This is a genomic window from Actinoplanes sp. NPDC021490 (assembly GCF_055562135.1).
In genome coordinates, this window is record NZ_JBVHFW010000015.1 from 53,103 (window position 1) to 70,897 (window position 17,795).

General features: G+C 70.9%; 18 protein-coding genes. 11 read left to right on the top strand and 7 right to left on the bottom strand.

Annotation, left to right across the window (positions count from 1 at the left end; genetic code table 11):
• The first annotated feature begins 107 nt into the window (after window positions 1-107).
• Window positions 108-1,643 carry a ricin-type beta-trefoil lectin domain protein gene (locus ACZ3I4_RS32840; RefSeq protein WP_465385940.1) on the top strand — a complete coding sequence of 512 codons (1,536 nt, stop codon included), beginning with the start codon at window positions 108-110 and terminating at the stop codon, window positions 1,641-1,643.
• A gap of 50 nt (window positions 1,644-1,693) precedes the next feature.
• On the opposite strand, the gene ACZ3I4_RS32845 is transcribed toward ACZ3I4_RS32840, so the two are convergent.
• Window positions 1,694-2,341, bottom strand: coding sequence for an NAD(P)-dependent oxidoreductase (locus ACZ3I4_RS32845; protein ID WP_465385941.1), 648 nt, complete (start codon window positions 2,339-2,341; stop codon window positions 1,694-1,696).
• A gap of 93 nt (window positions 2,342-2,434) precedes the next feature.
• Here ACZ3I4_RS32845 and ACZ3I4_RS32850 point away from each other — a divergent pair, with 93 nt between their 5' ends.
• Complete coding sequence (locus tag ACZ3I4_RS32850; RefSeq protein ID WP_465385942.1) at window positions 2,435-2,836, top strand: winged helix-turn-helix transcriptional regulator; 402 nt, start codon at window positions 2,435-2,437, stop codon at window positions 2,834-2,836.
• Between the two features lie 26 nt (window positions 2,837-2,862).
• A complete protein-coding gene (locus ACZ3I4_RS32855; protein WP_465385943.1) occupies window positions 2,863-3,288 on the top strand; it encodes a VOC family protein in 426 nt (141 codons plus the stop codon).
• Between the two features lie 19 nt (window positions 3,289-3,307).
• On the opposite strand, the gene ACZ3I4_RS32860 is transcribed toward ACZ3I4_RS32855, so the two are convergent.
• Window positions 3,308-4,285 (bottom strand): class I SAM-dependent methyltransferase, encoded by a 978-nt coding sequence (locus ACZ3I4_RS32860; protein WP_465385944.1) that lies wholly within the window; start codon window positions 4,283-4,285, stop codon window positions 3,308-3,310.
• A gap of 102 nt (window positions 4,286-4,387) precedes the next feature.
• Between ACZ3I4_RS32860 and ACZ3I4_RS32865 the strand changes: the two genes are divergently transcribed.
• From ACZ3I4_RS32865 to ACZ3I4_RS32885, 5 genes are read left to right on the top strand one after another with little or no spacing between them, the layout of a single operon-like run.
• Window positions 4,388-4,786 carry a TOBE domain-containing protein gene (locus tag ACZ3I4_RS32865; protein ID WP_465385945.1) on the top strand — a complete coding sequence of 133 codons (399 nt, stop codon included), beginning with the start codon at window positions 4,388-4,390 and terminating at the stop codon, window positions 4,784-4,786.
• Window positions 4,783-5,589, top strand: coding sequence for a molybdate ABC transporter substrate-binding protein (gene modA, locus ACZ3I4_RS32870; RefSeq protein ID WP_465385946.1), 807 nt, complete (start codon window positions 4,783-4,785; stop codon window positions 5,587-5,589). The genes ACZ3I4_RS32865 and modA overlap by 4 nt, the downstream gene beginning before the upstream one ends.
• Complete coding sequence (locus ACZ3I4_RS32875; protein WP_465386137.1) at window positions 5,586-6,368, top strand: ABC transporter permease; 783 nt, start codon at window positions 5,586-5,588, stop codon at window positions 6,366-6,368. The genes modA and ACZ3I4_RS32875 overlap by 4 nt, the downstream gene beginning before the upstream one ends.
• Window positions 6,365-7,399, top strand: a complete 1,035-nt coding sequence (locus ACZ3I4_RS32880; protein WP_465385947.1) for an ABC transporter ATP-binding protein — start codon at window positions 6,365-6,367, stop codon at window positions 7,397-7,399. Before ACZ3I4_RS32875 ends, ACZ3I4_RS32880 begins: the two co-directional genes overlap by 4 nt.
• Window positions 7,400-7,421: 22 nt before the next feature.
• Entirely contained in the window at window positions 7,422-8,006 is a 585-nt protein-coding gene (locus tag ACZ3I4_RS32885; protein ID WP_465385948.1) for a DUF1684 domain-containing protein, read from the top strand.
• Here the strand turns inward: ACZ3I4_RS32885 and ACZ3I4_RS32890 are convergent.
• Entirely contained in the window at window positions 7,993-8,664 is a 672-nt protein-coding gene (locus ACZ3I4_RS32890; RefSeq protein ID WP_465385949.1) for an adenosylcobinamide amidohydrolase, read from the bottom strand. The two genes, ACZ3I4_RS32885 and ACZ3I4_RS32890, sit on opposite strands and share 14 nt — an antisense overlap.
• Before the next feature lie 2 nt (window positions 8,665-8,666).
• Window positions 8,667-9,218, bottom strand: coding sequence for a GNAT family N-acetyltransferase (locus ACZ3I4_RS32895; RefSeq protein ID WP_465385950.1), 552 nt, complete (start codon window positions 9,216-9,218; stop codon window positions 8,667-8,669).
• Between the two features lie 100 nt (window positions 9,219-9,318).
• On the opposite strand from ACZ3I4_RS32895, the gene ACZ3I4_RS32900 reads away from it, so the two are divergent.
• Window positions 9,319-10,359, top strand: a complete 1,041-nt coding sequence (locus ACZ3I4_RS32900; protein WP_465385951.1) for a hypothetical protein — start codon at window positions 9,319-9,321, stop codon at window positions 10,357-10,359.
• A gap of 59 nt (window positions 10,360-10,418) precedes the next feature.
• Here ACZ3I4_RS32900 and ACZ3I4_RS32905 read toward each other — a convergent pair whose 3' ends face one another.
• From ACZ3I4_RS32905 to ACZ3I4_RS32915, 3 genes are all read right to left on the bottom strand, one after another.
• Complete coding sequence (locus ACZ3I4_RS32905; RefSeq protein WP_465385952.1) at window positions 10,419-11,168, bottom strand: discoidin domain-containing protein; 750 nt, start codon at window positions 11,166-11,168, stop codon at window positions 10,419-10,421.
• A gap of 187 nt (window positions 11,169-11,355) precedes the next feature.
• Complete coding sequence (locus tag ACZ3I4_RS32910; protein WP_465385953.1) at window positions 11,356-13,026, bottom strand: alkaline phosphatase family protein; 1,671 nt, start codon at window positions 13,024-13,026, stop codon at window positions 11,356-11,358.
• A gap of 57 nt (window positions 13,027-13,083) precedes the next feature.
• Entirely contained in the window at window positions 13,084-15,306 is a 2,223-nt protein-coding gene (locus tag ACZ3I4_RS32915; RefSeq protein WP_465385954.1) for a putative bifunctional diguanylate cyclase/phosphodiesterase, read from the bottom strand.
• A gap of 129 nt (window positions 15,307-15,435) precedes the next feature.
• On the opposite strand from ACZ3I4_RS32915, the gene ACZ3I4_RS32920 reads away from it, so the two are divergent.
• Window positions 15,436-16,029 carry a TetR/AcrR family transcriptional regulator gene (locus tag ACZ3I4_RS32920; RefSeq protein WP_465385955.1) on the top strand — a complete coding sequence of 198 codons (594 nt, stop codon included), beginning with the start codon at window positions 15,436-15,438 and terminating at the stop codon, window positions 16,027-16,029.
• Window positions 16,029-17,765, top strand: coding sequence for an ABC transporter ATP-binding protein (locus ACZ3I4_RS32925; RefSeq protein ID WP_465385956.1), 1,737 nt, complete (start codon window positions 16,029-16,031; stop codon window positions 17,763-17,765). Before ACZ3I4_RS32920 ends, ACZ3I4_RS32925 begins: the two co-directional genes overlap by 1 nt.
• Window positions 17,766-17,795: the final 30 nt, after the last annotated feature.

Below are 17,795 nucleotides of genomic sequence, written 5' to 3' on the forward strand. Positions count from 1 at the left end.
CACGTGGTTCATTCGGGCAAGTTTCCTTCGTGTTTCTTGACAGCGTTGTCATCCATAGACAGCCTCCGATCTATCCCCGATTTCCCCGGCGCTCCGAAAGGATCCCCATGCGCCCAAGTTCACGCCTGCTGGCGATAGCCGCGGCCACGGTCACCGCGGCCACCCTCAGCCCTCTGCCCGCAGCTCAGGCCGCCCCGGCCCCGGCACCCTCGGCCTCCTCCGCCGTGGACATCGATCCGGGCATGCTCAGCGCGATGCGCCAGGACCTCAAGCTCAACGACACCCAGATCGAGGCCCGGCTGCGCACCGAGGCGGCGGCGCCCGCGATCGAGAAGCGGCTCCGGGCCAAGCTGGGCTCCACCTTCGCGGGAGCGTGGATCCCCTCCGGGGCCTCCCGGCTGACGGTTGCGGTCACGTCGTCCGCGGCCGCTGATTCCGTACGGGCCGAGGGAGCCGACGCCCGGCTCGTCGCGTCCAGCGCCGCCGACCTCGCGGCCACCCGGGCCCGGCTCGACAAAAAGGCCAAAACGGCCAAGGCTTCCGTCGTACGCGGCTGGTACGTCGACACCCCCAACAACCGGGTCGTCGTGATGGCCGCGCCCGGGTCCACGGAAGCCGCGCGCTCGTTCGCCTCGGGCGCCGGCGCGGTCACGGTCGTCACCTCGGCCGAGCAGCCCCGCGCCATGTACGACATCCGCGGCGGCGACCAGTACGTGATCAACGGCAACACGCTCTGCTCGGTCGGCTTCTCGGTCGCGGGCGGCTTCGTCACGGCCGGTCACTGCGGCGGCACCGGCAGCCCGACCCTCGGCAACAACAACGTGGCCCAGGGCAACTTCGCCGGCTCCTCGTTCCCGGGCAACGACTACGCCTGGGTCCGTACGAACGGCAACTGGACCCCGCAGCCGTGGGTCAACAACTATGCGGGCGGCAACGTGACCGTGGCCGGCTCGCAGGACGCGGCGATCGGCAGCTCGATCTGCCGCTCCGGCCGCACGACGGGCTGGCGCTGCGGCACCCTGCTCGGCCGGGACGAGACGATTGTCTACGCGCAGGGCTCGGTCTCGGGCCTGTCCCGCAGCAACGCGTGCGCCGAGCCCGGCGACTCCGGCGGCTCGTGGATCTCGGGCAACCAGGCCCAGGGCGTCACCTCCGGCGGCACCGGCAACTGCTCGAGCGGCGGCACCATGTGGTTCCAGCCGGTCAACGAGATCCTCCAGGTGTACGGCCTGTCGCTGACCACCACGGGCGGCGGCTCGTCGGGTTCGTCGGTGATCAGCAGCCTCAACAACAAGTGCCTGGACGTGCCCAACGGCAACTTCGCGGACGGCGTACGGGTGCAGATGTGGAACTGCAACAACACGGCCGCGCAGAAGTGGAACTTCGTGAACGGCACCCTGCAGACCTCGAACAACAAGTGCCTCGACGTGGCCTGGGGCTCCACGGCCAACGGCGCGGCCATCCAGATCGTCACCTGCAGCGGTAACCCGGCTCAGCAGTTCGTCCTGTCGGCGGCCGGCGACCTGGTCAACCCGCAGGCCAACAAGTGCGTCGACATCGACGCCTGGAACGCCAACGAGGGCGCCGTGCTGGTCCTCTGGGAGTGCACCGGCGGAGCCAACCAGAAGTGGCGCCGCGGCTGATCGTTTCCTCTCGTCAGGGCCCGGGGTTCACCGCCCCGGGCCCTGCGCTCTCAGTAGGCCAGGTTGACGTGCGCCCGGCGGTGGTCGCCCTTTTCGATGAGGTCGACGAACCCGATCGCGTAGTCGACACCGGAGATCTCCCCGCCGCCCTCGGGCTGAACGGCGATGTCCCCGCCGGCCCGGTACTGGCCCCGCCGCTCGCCGGGCACGTACGAGCCGAACTTCGCGGCCGGGCTGACGAACACCCAGTTGAGCGTGTCCGGAGTGGCCGGCAGATCGTCGATCACCACCGCCGCCCCGGCGAGGATCTCGTCCCGGAACTCGGCCGGGGCGTGGCTCAGGTCCTCGACGAAGCGGGCCGCGCCCGGGGCCGGGCGCAGCGACGAGAACCCGCCCACCACGAAGAACGACGCCCCCGCGGCGTCGGCCAGCCGAGCGACGGTGCGGTAGACGTCGCGGAACGAGCCGGCGAGCTCACCCCGCGGGGCGAGGGCGCCCACCACGACGTCGGCCCCGTCGACGACCGGCGACAGCGCCGCCTCGTCCGCGGCGTCACCCTGGACGTAGGTCACGCCCGGCACGGGCGCCGCCGGAAGCGAGCGGCTGAACGACGTGACCTCGTGACCGCGAGCGGCGGCCTCGGCGACGATGGCCGACCCGGCGTAGCCGGTGCCGCCGACAACGGTGATGCGGGACATGACGTGCCCTTCTGTCGAAAAATCGTGGACCCGGAACCCGGGCTTACTCGGTTACCGTAAGAGAGCAGCTCTCTTTCGGGAAGAAGGCACTTCGTGGTAACCACACCCTCCGGATCGGTCCTCGGCGGCGACCCGTACCGGGCCGACTGCCCGACCCGCCGCATCCTCGACCGCATCGGCGACCGGTGGACCGTCCTGATCATCGGCGTTCTCGGCGACGGCGACGCCCGCTTCTCCGAACTGCGGCGGCGCATCGACGGCGTCTCGCAGAAGATGCTGACCCAGACCCTCCGCGGCCTCGAACGCGACGGGCTCGTACGCCGCACGGTCCACCCCGAGGTGCCGGTCCGTGTCGAGTACGCCCTCACCGAGGCCGGCCGAACCCTGCTGGAACCGCTGCGCGCGCTGCAACAGTGGTCGATCGAACACCTCAGCGACGTGTCCGCCGCCCAGCACGCCTACGACGGAAGCCTGCGCACAGCGGACGGGAACTGACCGCAATTCCGGGCACGGTGACCCTCATGACCACCACGGACCGCTCCGGATCGCGCATCGACCACCTCAACCTCGCCGTGCCCTCCCTGGCCGCGGCGGTGTCCTTCTACGAGCCGGTGCTGGCCGCCATCGGCATCACCAAGATGCTGGAGATCCCGCCCAACGCCACCCCCAACCAGCCGACCGCGATGACCGGTTTCGGGCTGGCGAACGTGAAGCCGTACTTCTGGCTCATCGACGGCGGCACCGTGGGATCCAACATGCATGTGGCCTTCACGGTCGACACCCGCGACGACGTGAGCACCTTCTACGAGGCCGCCCTCAAGGCCGGCGCCACCTCCCTGCTCGAGCCGGCCGTCCATCCGGAATACCACGACGACTACTACGGAGCCTTCGTGCTGGACCCGCACGGAATCAACCTCGAGGCCGTCTGCCACCACCCGGCCCCCTGAACCAGCGGGCCCGGCCGGGTCACGGGCCGGATCGGGTGGCTATGGCGAGGAAATGGGCCTCGTCGTCCTCGTAGTGGCTGGGCTCCCAGCCCGCGACGGCCAGCAAGCTCGTCAAGTTGTTCTCGTTCATGGGGTCGGCGGGGGTCAGCTTGCGGCCGTGGCGGGCGGCCAGCGCGGCGCGGCCGGTGGGGTGGAAGAGGACGAGGCGGCCGCCGGGGCGGGTGACGCGGGCCAGTTCGGTCAGGGCGGCCGCGACGTCGGGCAGGTGGTGCACCAGGCCCGCCGCGAAGACCACGTCGGCGGCGGCGGAGGGGACGGGCAGGCGGCGGGCGTCGGCCTGGATCAGGCACGCCGAGCGGTCCCGGCCCTTGGCGCGGGCCTCGGACAGCATGTCGGGGGTGCAGTCGAGGCCGATCACGCGGCCGGTCGGGCCCACGGCGGCGGCCAGGGCGGGCAGGGCCCGGCCGGTGCCGCAGCCGACGTCCAGGGCCAGGTCGCCCGGGGCGGGGCGGGCCGCTTCGACCGCTTTCGCGTACGCGGGCAGGTCGTCGGTGAACTTCTCGTCCCACTCGGCGGCCCGCGGGGCGAAGAACGCGCGGCTCTCGGACAGGTGCCAGCGGTCGGGGTCGGCCAGCCGGGGGTGCACGTGGCGGATCACCGGCCAGTGCGGGTCGTGGTGGTCGATCACCACCTGGGCCCGCCGTTCGCCCTCGCCGGCGGGAGCCCGGCGGCCCGCGCGCAGATAGACGATGACCCGGTCGGCCGCCGGTTCGAGCACGTTGAGAGCCGAGTCGGACACTCCCCCGGACGGCCCGCTCAGGCCCATGACGGCGTCGACGTTCCACGCCCGGGCCGAAGGCGGGAAGGCGGCAGCGAGCCGGGAGGCGAACCGCGCGGCGGCGCCGTGGTCCCCGCCGTCGACGATGACGGTGAGCGGCGCGCGGGGTGCGAGCACCTCGGCCAGGAAGGCGGTGACCTCGGCAATGCGTTCGGGCACGCCTCTCAGCATGCCGCCGGGCCGGTGAGTCGTGCAACGGTTGCGCATCTGCGAGCTCTAAAGAATGGAACGCCTCGCAATTGCGGCCCTAGAGTGGCAGTCGTGACGACGTATCGCATCGGGGAGGCGGCCGAACTGCTCGGCGTCAGCGTGGACACGGTCCGGCGCTGGGTCGACGCGGGCCGGGTCCGGGCCGGGCGCGACGACCACGGCCACCGGCACGTCGACGGGGCCGACCTGGCCGCGTTCGCCCGGTCGCTGGCCGACGAGCCCGATCCGGGCACCAGCCGCTCGTCGGCGCGCAACCGGCTCCGGGGCATCGTCACGGCGATCGTCCGCGACGGGGTGATGGCCCAGGTGGACATCCAGGCCGGCCCGTTCCGGGTGGTGTCGCTGATGAGCCGCGAAGCCGTCGACGAGATGGGCCTCGAGGTGGGTTCGACGGCGGTGGCCGTCATCAAGTCGACCACGGTGGTCGTGGAGCGAGGGGACGACAAATGACACGAATCCTGACCGGCATGGCGATACTCGCCGTTCTCGCGACCGGGGCCTGCGGCGGCAACGCCGACGACAGCAGGGGCAACTCGCCGGCCGGCGGCGGATCGGCCGGCAGCAACGGCCCCGGCGCCACCGGTGAACTGATCGTGCTGGCCGCCGCGTCGCTCACCGAGTCCTTCGACACGATCAAGGAGGACTTCCAGGCGCGGAATCCCAACGTCAAGGTCACCATCTCGTACGGGGGCAGTTCCGGCCTCGCCCAGCAGATCACCGCGGGCGCCCCGGCCGACGTGTTCGCCGCCGCCAGCCCGGCCACCATGAAGACCGTGGTCGACGCGGGCGACGCGAAGGGCGACCCGGCCGTCTTCGCGAAGAACCAGCTGGTCATCGCCACCGCCAAGGGCAACCCGAAGGGCATCAGGACCCTGGCCGACCTGACGAATCCGGATCTCAAGGTGGCGCTCTGCGCCGAGCAGGTTCCTTGCGGCTCGGCGGCGAAGAAGGCGATCGAGGCGGCCGGCGTGGACGTCAAGCCCGTGACGCTCGAGCAGGACGTGAAGGCCGCGCTGTCCAAGGTGAAGCTGGGCGAGGTCGACGCGGCGCTGGTCTACCGCACGGACGCGAAGGCGGCGAGCGCGGATGTCGACGGCGTCGAGTTTCCCGAGTCGGCCGGCGCGATCAACGACTACCCGATCGTCGTGCTGAACAACGCCCCGAACGCGACCGCGGCCACGGCGTTCGTCGCCTTCGTGCAGTCCCCGGACGAGATGTTGGTGCTCACCGACGCAGGGTTCCAGAAGCCCTGAACCGTCGCCGAGCCCCTCTGGCCCTCGCGATCCCGGCCGCGATCGGCCTGGCGTTCCTCATCCTGCCGCTGGCCGGGCTGCTGATCCGGGCGCCGTGGACGACGCTGCCGGAACGCCTGACCGAGCCGGGCATCCTGACCGCCCTGCGCCTGTCGCTGCTCACCGCGAGCCTGGCCACGCTGGTCTGCCTGGTTCTCGGCGTACCGCTGGCCTGGGTCCTGGCCCGCCTCGAGTTCCGGGGCCGCCGGTTGGTGCGCGCGCTGGTCACCGTGCCGCTCGTGCTGCCGCCGGTGGTGGGCGGGGTGGCGCTGCTGCTGGTGTTCGGGCGGCGGGGGCTGGCCGGTGAATGGCTCGACCGGACGTTCGGGGTGAGCCTGCCGTTCACCACCGCGGGCGTGGTCGTGGCCGAGGCGTTCGTGGCGATGCCGTTCCTGGTGATCGCCGTGGAGGGGGCGTTGCGCGGCGCCGACGCCCGTTACGAGGAGGCGGCGGCCACGCTCGGCGCCACCCGGTGGACCGCTTTCCGCCGGGTCACGCTGCCGCTGATCGCGCCGGGGGTGGCCGCGGGCGCCGTGCTCTGCTGGGCGCGGGCGCTGGGCGAGTTCGGCGCGACGATCACCTTTGCCGGCAACTTCCCCGGCCGTACGCAGACCATGCCCCTCGCGGTCTATCTGGCGCTGGAACAGGACGTGGACGCGGCGATCGTGCTCAGCCTCATCCTGCTCGTCGTCTCGGTCGGCATCCTGGCCGCGCTGCGCGACAAGTGGGTCGCCCCATGAGTCTCCGAGCGCACCTCGTGGTCCGGCGGGACGGGTTCACCCTGGACGTCGAGCTGACCGCCGAGCCGGGTGAGGTCGTCGCGCTGCTGGGCCCGAACGGCGCCGGCAAGACCACGACCCTGCGCGCGCTGGCCGGTCTGCTGGCGCTCGACGACGGCCGGATAACCCTTGACGACGTACGCCTCGACACCCTCGCCCCCGAGCAGCGGCGGATCGGCGTGGTCTTCCAGGACTACCTGCTCTTCCCGCATCTGAGCGCGCTCGACAACGTCGCGTTCGGCCCGCGCTGCCGCGGGGTGCCCAAGGCCGAGGCGCGGCGGTCGGCCCTGGAGTGGCTGACCCGGGTGGGCCTGGCCGAGCACGTACGCAAGAAGCCGCGGCAGCTCTCCGGCGGTCAGGCCCAGCGTGTGGCCCTGGCCCGGGCGCTGGCCTCGAAGCCGGGGATGCTGCTGCTCGACGAGCCGCTGGCCGCGCTCGACGCCCGTACGCGTCTGGACACCCGGGCCCGGCTGCGGGGGCATCTGGCCGCCTTCCCCGGCGCGACCGTGCTGGTCACCCACGACCCGCTGGACGCGCTGATGCTGGCCGACCGGCTCGTGATCATCGAGGACGGCCGGGTGGTGCAGACCGGCGACGCCGCCACGATCACCGCGCAGCCCCGCACCGACTACGTGGCCCGTCTAGTCGGCCTCAACCTGTACCGCGGCCGGGCCGACGGCGCGACGGTCGTGCTGCCCGGCGGCTTCCCGCTGGTGACGGCGGCCGACCAGCAGGGCGAGGTCTTCGTGGCCTTCCCGCCCTCGGCGGTCGCGCTCTATCCCAGCCGTCCCGACGGCAGCCCCCGCAACACCTGGCCCGCGACCGTGACCACGGTCTCACGGCAGGGTGACTCACTTCGCATCGAGCTGGGCGGGGCGCTGCCCGCGGCGGCCGACGTCACCCCGGCCGCGGCCGTTCACCTGGGCCTGGAGCCGGGGCGCGAGTTGTGGGCCAGTGTCAAGGCGTCCGAGGTACGCGCCTACCGGGCCTGATCGGCCGGGCTAGTTTGGGGGCATGGATGCACTGGAACTGACCGACTTCCGCGCGGCCGTGGCGCGGATGTATCTGGCCGACACGAGCCTGGCCGAGTTCCGGGCCGAGCGCGACAAGCTGTTCGCCACGCATCCGCAGTCGGCCATCGCCGAGGACGAGCGGGCCTCGTTCACCGGCTTGCGCTACTTCCCGCCGAACGACAAGCTGATCGTCGAGGCGACGGTGCGACCGGCCGACGGCGAGATCGACATCGACACGGGCGGGGCGGACGGCGTGGTGCACTACAACCGCGTGGGCATCATCGAGACCCCGTACGGGGAACTCTCGCTCTGGTGGATCAAGGCGTACGGCGGCGGGCTGTTCCTCCCGGTGCGCGACGCCACCTGCGGGCGCGGCGCCTACGGCGGCGGGCGCTACCTCACCGACACGGTCAAGGGCACCCACGGGCGCGGGCTGCAGACGCTCAGCGGTTCCCGGGTGCGGCTCGACTTCAACTACCTCTACAACCCGTCGTGCGCCTACAACGACGCCTGGCTGTGCCCGCTCGCCCCGCCGGAGAACACGGTGACCGCGGCCATCGAGGCGGGCGAACTCACGTACCACTGACGCGGTCGGACCACGACTGACGGCCGGCCAGGTTGACCGCGCCGCCTTCAAGCACCGCCGCGTGGGTGGCCCGGGCCAGCGGCGCACCCCATGTCGACCGCGGCCCGCCGTAGGCGGCGACCGGGCCATCTATCGGGCAGAACACGCAGACCGCGTCGGTGGCCGTCCCGGTCGCGTCGAGTCCGAGCTCGCGAAGGGCCTGCGTCTTGGCCTCGGTCACTGTGGCCACGGCGTTGACGAGGGCGCCGTCACTGAGCCGGGCCGGCACCCAGGCCACGACGTTGACGGTCCCCACCGGCCGCCGTTCGCTCACCGCTGCGGCGGCCGCCTGGATTGGTGCGCCCAGGCCGACCGTTGCCCAGAGCTGGACTCCGCCGTCGGCCGCGCTGACCATGTCGGCCACGTCGACGCCGGTCAGCAGGCCCACGCCCGGCCCCCGCAGGCCCAGGCCGGCGGCCAGAGCGGTCAGGTGGTCGGCCGGGTCGTCGCGGTCGTAGGACATCGGGACCGTGGCGTTGATCAGCCACTCGCACGGGCCGAGACCGCCGCCGAGGACGGCCGACGAGATGGCTCGTACGGGTGCGGGCAGGCGCCACACCAGCAGCGGCACGTCGTGGCCGTTCTCGGAGCGGGTGGTCAGCACAGGGCCGGGAAGCACGGTCACTCCTCGGGGCCGGGCCACTCCGGCGCCAGCACGGCCCAGATCTCGGTGTCGTAGCGCACGCCCTTCCACACGAAGTTCGCGCGCAGCGTCGCCTCGTGCTTCATGCCCAGGCGGCGGGCCACGTTCGAGCTGGCCACGTTGTCGGGCCGGCAGTGCCATTCGATCCGGTAGACCCCACGGTCGCGGATCAGCCACTCGATCAGCAGTGCGGCCGACCGGGTGATCAGCCCCCGGCCGGTGCCCGCGGGCTCGAGCCAGCAGCCGATCTCGCACACGCCGGACACGTCGTCGAAGTCGAACATCATGACCCCGCCGACCAGGACGCCGTCGAGCCAGATGCCGAGGATCCGGCCCTCGCCGCGGGACTCCAGGTCGGCGTACCGCTGCAGGGTCCGGCGGGCCGACTCGAGGTCGGTGCTGCGACCGGCCCACGGAATCCACGGGTCGACGGTCGTCCGCGCCCGGTCCATGTGGGCCAGAAACTCCCCGGCCTGCCATGGAAGCAGCTGTCGCAGTTCGGCGCCCTTGCCCAGATCGACCTTGAACACGGCCACAGCGTAGCCGCCGCCGGCACGCCATTTTCTGGTCTCCCCATGTCCACCCGGTCCACTTACATTTACGATCATCAATGCGGGACGAGGAGGGCACATGGGGATGGTTCGCAGGATCGCACTCGGCCTGGCCGGCACGCTCGTGGCGGCGGGGTCCGCGGTCACCGTCACGGCCACGCCGGCACAGGCCGCGCCCAGCCGGGCCGAGCTCGCGCTGCGCTGGGCGCCGATCCACTACCAGGACGTGGACACGACCGGCACCCACGCGCTGGGCGGCAAGAGCGACTTCATTACCCGGTACGACTTCGACGGCAATCTGAACGGACGTGACAACTGGGACAACGCCGGGCAGAACACTTCGGCGGCCGTCTACTACTCGGTGCTCGAGACGGGGACGCACTACTACCTCGCGTACTTCTTCTTCCACCCGCGCGACTGGATCGACCACCCGTTCTTCGAGACCGAGCACGAGAACGACGGCGAGGGCGTGCTCGAGATCGTGCAGAAGGACGGCTCCACGTACGGCACGCTCAAGGGCGCGGTCACGGTGGCGCACAGCGACTTCTACTCGTACATCCCGAGCGGCAGCGACTGGACCAACGGCAGCGAGACGATCGACGGCACCCTGCAGCTCAAGGCGTCGCCGCACGACTCGTTCCAGCACCCGGTGACCGCCCAGGAGCGCGGCGGGCACGGGCTCAAAGCGTGGCCGCAGTACGACATCGACGGCGACGGGATCGTCTACTACCCGTCGGCCGGCACATCGGAGGCGCCCAGCGGCCCGAACGACCGCGACGTGCGGTACGAGCTGATCGACGTCTTCGCGGGCGGCGGCCTGTGGGCCCAGCGCACCAACACGAATCTGTTCGCCAACCTGGGCACGTTCGCCGGTGACACCACGGGCGGCTGCGGCCAGGGCACGTTCAGCTGCGGCACCAACTCGGCCAACGCCCCGTGGGGCTGGGACGACGGCAACGACGCGGCGGCCCGGGGAGAGATCGCCACTGATCCGGCCAAGCTGGTTGCCGCGTACTACAAGGTGCCGGGGTCACTGGACCGCGGCTACAGCTACAACCCGTACTCCAGCGCCGCCGCGGCGCTGAAGGCGGCCCGGAACCTTCCTCCGACGGTCGACTAGGTCCCAGTCGACCGTCAAGGCGCTCCCCGCGGGCTCCCCGCGGGGAGCGCCTCGTACCTCTACCGGACCTGGAACTCGAACAGCGAGAAGCCGTACTGGTTGGACCGCTTGGTGCCGTACATCCGCACGTAGCGCGCGACCGCCCCGTCGGCGTCGACAGCGACCGTGCCGCCCCGGCCGGCGGTGGTCGAGAAGATCGGCTGCCAGGTCCGGCCGTCGAGCGAGACGTCCACTCGGTAGGCGATCGCGTGCGCGTGCTCCCAGACCAGCGTGACCTCGGTGAGCTTCCGGCGCTCGCCCAGGTCGACCCGGAGCCACTGCGGTTCGGCGAAGCCGCTCGACCAGCGCGTCGACGGGTCGCCGTCGACCGCCTTGCTCGCCGGATAGGGGCTGCCCTCGATGCTGCTGGCAGTAACCGTCCCGGCCAGCGCGAGATTGGTCCGAGACGAGTTGTCCCTCACGCTTGGTGACGGCTTCGGCACTACTTTGGACGGTGCGGCCGGGACCGCCACCGCCTGGCTGGTCAGGCCGGGCAACGGCGCCGGCGGGCTGATCGCCGGGACGATCGCCGGACCCGAGACGGCGACCGGCGCGGCCGGGACCGCCAGCGACGGCACGCTCGGCGCCGGCACGGACGCCTCGGTCGTCACCCGGTAGGCCGCGAACAGCCCGCCCAGCAGGGTCGCCACCAGGGCCCCACCCAGCAGCGCCCACCAGCCCTTACGGGATCTGCGCCGGGCCGGCGGCGGTTCTTGCGGCGGCGCACCGATCGGCGGCGCCGCCCTTGCCCGCGGCCGCACGTCCGGCATCCGCGTCAGCCTCAGACTGTCCGCCCGGGACGGTCCCTTCGGCTCCTCCACTGGTTCCCCCACACGTCACGTCGGCCGCCCCCTCGCGACCTCCGACGGGTATCTTGGCGGACTTTCGTCACGGAAAGGAGTTACGCGCGGGTAGATCGATGTCGATTTCGCGACGGTGGAGATTGTCACTGTGCGTTCAGTGAGGCTCCCCCTGCGGGCTGTACGCGGTGAGGAACTTGTCGCGGAACTCGTTCATCGGCCAGAGCGGCGCGCCGGGCGCCGGGGTGAGCCCGTCGGTCCAGCCCCAGGCGCCGATCCGGTCGAGCACCTTCGGATCCTTGGCGACGATCGAGATCGGCACGTCCTTGGTCGAGCCGGTGCCGACCACGACCGACGCCGGCTGGTGGTCGCCGAGCAGCACGAGCACCAGGTTGTCGTCGCCGTATTCCTGGACGTACGAGAGAAGGGTGTCGACGGAGTAGGCGATCGACCCGGCGTACGCCTGCTTGACCTTCTTGCCGTCGGCGAACAACTTCTGCGGGCTTTCGCCGGCGGCCACGGCAGGCCCGTAGACCGAGCCGTCGCCGATCTGGTCCCACGGCAGCATGGCCGGCACCGGGGTCCACGGCGTGTGGCTGGAGGTCAGCGTCACCTCGGCCAGCAGCGGCGGGCGCTTGGCCTTGCCGAACTCGTAGTCGTGCACCTTCTTCATCACGTACTGGTCGGGCATGGTCGACCAGCTCAGCGCCGGGCCCCGATAGCCCAGCGTGTGCGAGTCGTAGATCTGCTGGTAGCCGTAGAATTGCCCCTCGGGCCAGGCGAACGTGACGCCGGGCTCGAACCCGACCGTACGGAAGCCGGCTTTGCCGAAGGCCGAGGTCAGGGTGAGCCGGTCGGTGGCGACGAGGCTGCGGTAGCGGTTCTGGTTGTCGATCCAGAGGCCGGACAGGAACGTGGAGTGCGCGAGCCAGCTGCCGCCGCCGAACGTGGGCGAGGTCAGATAGCCGCTGCGGCCGTGGAAGCCCTTGGCCTCGAGCTTGCGCTGCCCGGTGCGCAACTGCTCGACGACGGGCTGGTTGAACTCGGGGTTCTCGACGGCGTCGCGGCCGTAGCTCTCGACGAACCCGATGATCACGTCCTTGCCGCGCAGCGCGCTCAGCAGCTGGTCCTGCGGAAGGTTCTCGAACGCGTCGTCCTGCACCTCGCGCGCGAAGTTCTTGCGGTCCTCGATGTCCTGCGGGACGGCCAGCACCGTGTCGCGGGCCAGGTCGGCCGCGGTCTGGCTGGCTACCGGGATGCCGCCGACGAGCTGGAAGCTCAGGACGGCGAGGGTGACCCAGGCGGCGGAGAGGGTGACCACGCCGCCCCGGACCAGGCGCGGGTGCGAGGGCAGCAGGCGGCTGAGACGGCGTACGGAGAAAGTGACCGCGACCAGCGTCAGGGCGGCCAGCAGGACGGCGCCCGCGGCCACCCCGATCGCGCCGCCCCGCCCGACCGAGTCGACGAGGAAGTTGAAGCCGTCCTTGAACAGCATCCAGTCGAGCACCGGGTCGAACGCGCGGGCCAGCACGGCGAAGAACGCGATGTCGATGACCTTGAGGACGGTCAGCACGCCGAGCACGACGCCGAGCACGGTGGCCGTGATGCGACGGGCCCGGGCCGGCAGCGCGAGCAGCAGGGCCGCGACCAGCAGGCCCTCGATCGGCACGCGGACCAGGGCCGTCCCCCAGAAGTTGCCGGGCGGGAGACGGGTGATCTGGTCCGGCAGCACCAGCGCGAGAAAGACGAGGAGGGCAGCAAGGGTGGTGACCACCGCGCCGCCGATCCGGCGTACGTGCTTGTTGACCGACACTGCGAACGTCCTCACCGCTCGATTACACACCTGCCACCAGATACACGCTGCGGGCGGGTGCGCGGTTCAGACTCAGCGCGAGACAGCGCTCACGCCGTTGAGCAGCGCGTGGATGTCGGCCGGGGCGGCCGGCTTGCCGAACAGGTAGCCCTGTCCGTGGTCGATGCCGATGCTGCGCAGCGTCGCCCACTGCTCGTCGGTCTCGATGCCCTCGGCCACGGTCTGCATCTTGAGCGCCTGACCGAGGCCGGCCACGGCGTCGACCAGGGCCACGTCGTCGGCGTCGATGTGCACGTCATCGACGAACGTCTTGTCGATCTTGATGACGTCGACCGGGAGCTGCTTGAGATAGCTGAGCGACGAGTAGCCGGTGCCGAAGTCGTCGATGGCCAGGCGTACGCCCAGCGCGCGCAGCGCGTTCAGGGTGCGCTTGGCGGTCTCGATGTCCTCCATCAGCATCGACTCGGTGATCTCGAGGGTGAGCGAGCCGGCGTCGATGCCGGAGTCGGCCAGCGCGTCGGCGACGTCCTGCACCAGGCCGGCGTACTGGAACTGGCGGGCCGACAGGTTGACGTTGACCTTGAGGGTGGCCGCGGCCTCGGAGTCGGCGCGCCAGCGGGCGAGCTGCTCACAGGCCTGGCGCAGCACCCAGCGGCCCAGCGGAACGATCAGGCCGTTCGCCTCGGCCGCGGCGATGAAGTGGTATGGGCCGATCAGGCCGTCGCGCGGGTGCTCCCAGCGCACCAGCGCCTCGACCGAGGTCACGCACTGCGTCTGCATGTCGACGACCGGCTGGTAGAGCACAAGGAACTCGTCGTGATCGAGCGCGTGCTCGAGGTCGCTGCGCAGCTGGGCCTCCTCGAGCACCGAGATGGTCATCGTCGGGTCGAAGATCGCGTAGCCGTTGCGGCCGGCCCGCTTGGCGGCGTACATCGCGAGGTCGGCGTTGCCCAGCAGGTGCTCGGCGCTGACCTTGTCGTCGCCGGAGTCCCCGTACGGCGTCGAGGTGGCGATGCCGATGCTCAGCGAGCAGGCGACGTCGCGGCTGGCCAGGCGGACCGGCTCGCGGATCGTGTGGAGCAGCCGCTCGGCCAGCGCGGCCGCGTCGCCCGGCTCGAGGTCGTGCATCAGGATCGCGAACTCGTCGCCGCCCAGCCGGGCCAGCACGTCGGAGGGGCGTACGTGCCGGCGCAGGCGACCGGCGATGGTGCTCAGCAGGTCGTCGCCCGCGCTGTGCCCGAGGTTGTCGTTGACCAGCTTGAAGTCGTCGAGGTCGAGCAGCAGCACGGTGACCGGGTGGCTGTCGTCGGCCGCGGCCACGGCCTGCTCGAGCCGGCGCCGGAACAGGGCGCGGTTGGGCATGCCGGTCAGCGAGTCGGTGTACGCCTGCTGGTGCAGCTGGTCCTCGAGCGCGCGCCGGGCCCGCACGTCACGCAGGCTCACCACCACGGCCTCGATGGCCGGGTCCTGAAGCCAGTTCGTGGCCAGCACGTCGACGTAGACCCACCGGCCGTCGGCGCCGCGCAGCTGCGACTCGCCGCGCAGGCTGTGCCCGTTCGGCAAGGCGATCAGCTCGGTGAGGAACGTCCCGGCCCGCTCGAGGCGGTCCTCGGGAAGCAGGGAGCTCAGGCGGTGGCCGACGAGGTTGCTCGGCGCCAGTCCGAGCAGCGGACCGACCGACTCGGTGGCGTACTTGATGAGTTTGTCCGGACCGATCGCGAGCACCGCGTCGGCCGAGGCCGCGAGCATCGTCTCGGCCCGGTGCTCGGCGGTCTGCCGGCGCTTGTCGAGCCAGCGGCGGCTCTGCGCGAAGATCGCGGTCAGGCCGACCACACAGGCCATCATCGCGACCAGCACGAACGTGGTGCCGTAATCGGTGCCGGCGTGCAGTTGCAGGAGGGCGGCGTAGCCGCCGACGGCCAGCACGCCGAGCGCGACGACGAAGCGGGGGGACCAGAGCGCGGCCGCGGTGATCAGCAGCAGCACGGCGGCCGGCAGATAGAGCAGCCAGCCGGCCGGGTCGAACCAGCCGAACAGCACCATCACCGGCATCTCGCCGAACCACCACGCCACCAGCCAGCGCTGGCTCCGCCGGTCTCGCACGATCCGGGCCCAGGGCAGAGGCAGCAAGGCCCCCTGAGCCAGCGCCGCCAGGATCACCGGAATCAGCCACCACCGGTCCAGCTCGTCCCAGCCCATCGCGATCCGCAGACCACCGATTGCGGTGACCACGGCGGCGATGCCGGCACCGATGCGCAGCTGACGCGCCCAGTACTCAGCCGTGTGATCGTCCATTTCCCCAAGCTGCACGAGCGCCTCGATCGGCTTGCGATGCGGCCACCTGAGCGAAACCCGCCTCACTCTTCCGGGCCCATGACAAATGTCAGTGGCTGAGTGAGCGCTCGCTCATTAGAGTGGGCCGACGTGGAGAACAAGCGAAGGCGGGTGCCCGCGATGGCGCCCGAGGAGCGTCGCGAGGCTCTGATCGCCGCCACCATCCCGCTGCTGCACGAGCACGGGGTCGACGTCAGCACCCGGCAGATCGCCCAGGCCGCCGGCGTCGCCGAGGGCACGATCTTCGGGGTCTTCGACACCAAGACGTCGCTGGTCGTCTGCTCGGTGATCAGGGCACTCGATCCGCAACCGACGCTCGACGCGCTGGCCGCCATCGATCGGGGGCGGCCGCTGCGCGAGCGGCTGGCCCAGGCGGCCGACTTGATTCACGCCCGGTTCGCGGAAAACGTCCAGATCATGACGGCCGCGCGCAAGCTCGTGCTGACCGGAAACGCCTCCGGCCACATGGTCTCGAACCGGGAGGCCCTCCACAACGCGCTGACCGAGGTCATCGCGCCGGGCGCGGACGAACTGCGCCGCTCCCCGGCCGCGGTGGCGTCATTGCTGCTTTCGTTCTGCGGCGCCAACACGTACGGGCCATTCGGTGACCCGGACGACTTCAGCGGCGAGGACACCGCTTCCCTGCTGCTCGACGGACTGCTCATCCGACGGGGGACCCACTAGTGCTCATCCAACTACTCAGAGGGCATCTACAGCCCTACCGGCGGGACATCACGCTCGTCGTGCTCTTCCAGTTCCTGCAGACGCTGGCCACGCTCTATCTGCCCACCCTCAACGCCGACATCATCGACAACGGCGTGGTCAAGGGCGACACCGGCTACGTGATGAAGATCGGCGGCTGGATGCTGGCCGTGACCGTGGGCCAGATCGCCACCCAGATCGTCGCGGTCTATTTCGGCGCCCGGACGGCCATGGCGGTCGGCCGGGACGTCCGCGCCTCGATCTTCGCCCGGGTGCAGCGGTTCTCGGCCCGCGAGGTCGGCCAGTTCGGCGCGCCCTCGCTGATCACCCGCACCACCAACGACGTCCAGCAGATCCAGATGCTGGTGCTGATGACCTTCACGCTGATGGTCTCGGCGCCGATCATGTGCGTGGGCGGCGTCGTGCTGGCGCTGCGGCAGGACGTGCCACTCTCGGCCCTGCTGCTGATCATCGTCCCGATCCTGGTCACCACGGTTGCCTTGATCATCGTACGGATGCGGCCGCTGTTCCGGTCGATGCAGAAGCGCATCGACCGGGTCAACCAGGTCATGCGCGAGCAGATCACGGGCATCCGGGTGATCCGCGCGTTCGTCCGCGACGAGCGCGAGCAGAACCGGTACGAGGTCTCGAACGACGAACTGACCGACGTGTCGCTCAAGGTCGGCAAGCTGATGGCACTGATGTTCCCGACCGTGATGCTGATCGTGAACCTGTCCAGCGTCGCGGTGCTGTGGTTCGGCGGCCACCGCATCGACTCCGGCGCCATGAAGGTCGGCGCGCTCACCGCGTTCCTCAGCTACCTCATGCAGATCCTCATGTCGATCATGATGGCGACCTTCATGTTCGTGATGATCCCGCGGGCCGAGGTGTGCGCCGAGCGCATCGAGGAGGTGCTCGGCACGGAGTCGAGCGTGGTGCCACCGGCCCAGCCGGTGACCGAGGTGAGCCGGCACGGCCGTCTCGACCTGCGCAACGTCGACTTCCACTACCCCGGGGCCGAGTCGCCGGTGCTGTGCGGGATCGACCTGACCGCCCGGCCACGCGAGATCACCGCGATCATCGGCAGCACCGGCAGCGGCAAGACCACGCTGCTCAACCTGGTGCCGCGGCTGTTCGACGCCACCGGCGGCCAGGTGCTCGTGGACGGCATCGACGTGCGTGAGCTCGACCCGGCCATGCTGTCGCGGCTGGTCGGCCTGGTGCCGCAGCGGCCGTACCTATTCACCGGCACGGTCGCCTCCAACCTCCGGTACGGCAATCCGGACGCCACCGACGACGAGCTGTGGCGGGCGCTCGAGGTCGCCCAGGCCCGCGACTTCGTCGAACGCATGGAGGGCGGCCTCGACGCGCCGATCGCCCAGGGCGGCACGAACGTCTCGGGCGGCCAGCGGCAGCGGCTCGCGATCGCCCGGGTGCTCGTGCACAAACCCGAGATCTACCTGTTCGACGACTCGTTCTCGGCGCTCGACTACGCCACCGACGCCGCGCTGCGGGCGGCGCTCACCGACCACATCGCCGACGCCACCGTGGTGATCGTGGCCCAGCGGGTCAGCACGATCCGCGACGCCGACCGGATCGTGGTGCTCGACGACGGCCGGGTCGCCGGCACGGGCACGCACGCCGAACTCATGGACACCAATGCGACGTACCGGGAGATCGTCTTGTCGCAGCTCACCGCCCAGGAGGCCTCAGCATGACCGGCTGCCATGGAGCGATTGCCCAGGGGG

Excerpts from the sequence above, each read along its gene's own strand:
- ACZ3I4_RS32885 (WP_465385948.1), top strand. The coding sequence starts at position 7,422 with ATGGATGCACTGGAACTGACCGACTTCCGCGCGGCCGTGGCGCGGATG.
- ACZ3I4_RS32915 (WP_465385954.1), bottom strand. The coding sequence starts at position 15,306 with ATGGACGATCACACGGCTGAGTACTGGGCGCGTCAGCTGCGCATCGGT.
- ACZ3I4_RS32880 (WP_465385947.1), top strand. The coding sequence starts at position 6,365 with ATGAGTCTCCGAGCGCACCTCGTGGTCCGGCGGGACGGGTTCACCCTG.
- ACZ3I4_RS32845 (WP_465385941.1), bottom strand. The coding sequence starts at position 2,341 with ATGTCCCGCATCACCGTTGTCGGCGGCACCGGCTACGCCGGGTCGGCC.
- ACZ3I4_RS32855 (WP_465385943.1), top strand. The coding sequence starts at position 2,863 with ATGACCACCACGGACCGCTCCGGATCGCGCATCGACCACCTCAACCTC.
- ACZ3I4_RS32840 (WP_465385940.1), top strand. The coding sequence starts at position 108 with ATGCGCCCAAGTTCACGCCTGCTGGCGATAGCCGCGGCCACGGTCACC.
- ACZ3I4_RS32900 (WP_465385951.1), top strand. The coding sequence starts at position 9,319 with ATGGGGATGGTTCGCAGGATCGCACTCGGCCTGGCCGGCACGCTCGTG.
- ACZ3I4_RS32905 (WP_465385952.1), bottom strand. The coding sequence starts at position 11,168 with ATGCCGGACGTGCGGCCGCGGGCAAGGGCGGCGCCGCCGATCGGTGCG.
- modA (WP_465385946.1), top strand. The coding sequence starts at position 4,783 with ATGACACGAATCCTGACCGGCATGGCGATACTCGCCGTTCTCGCGACC.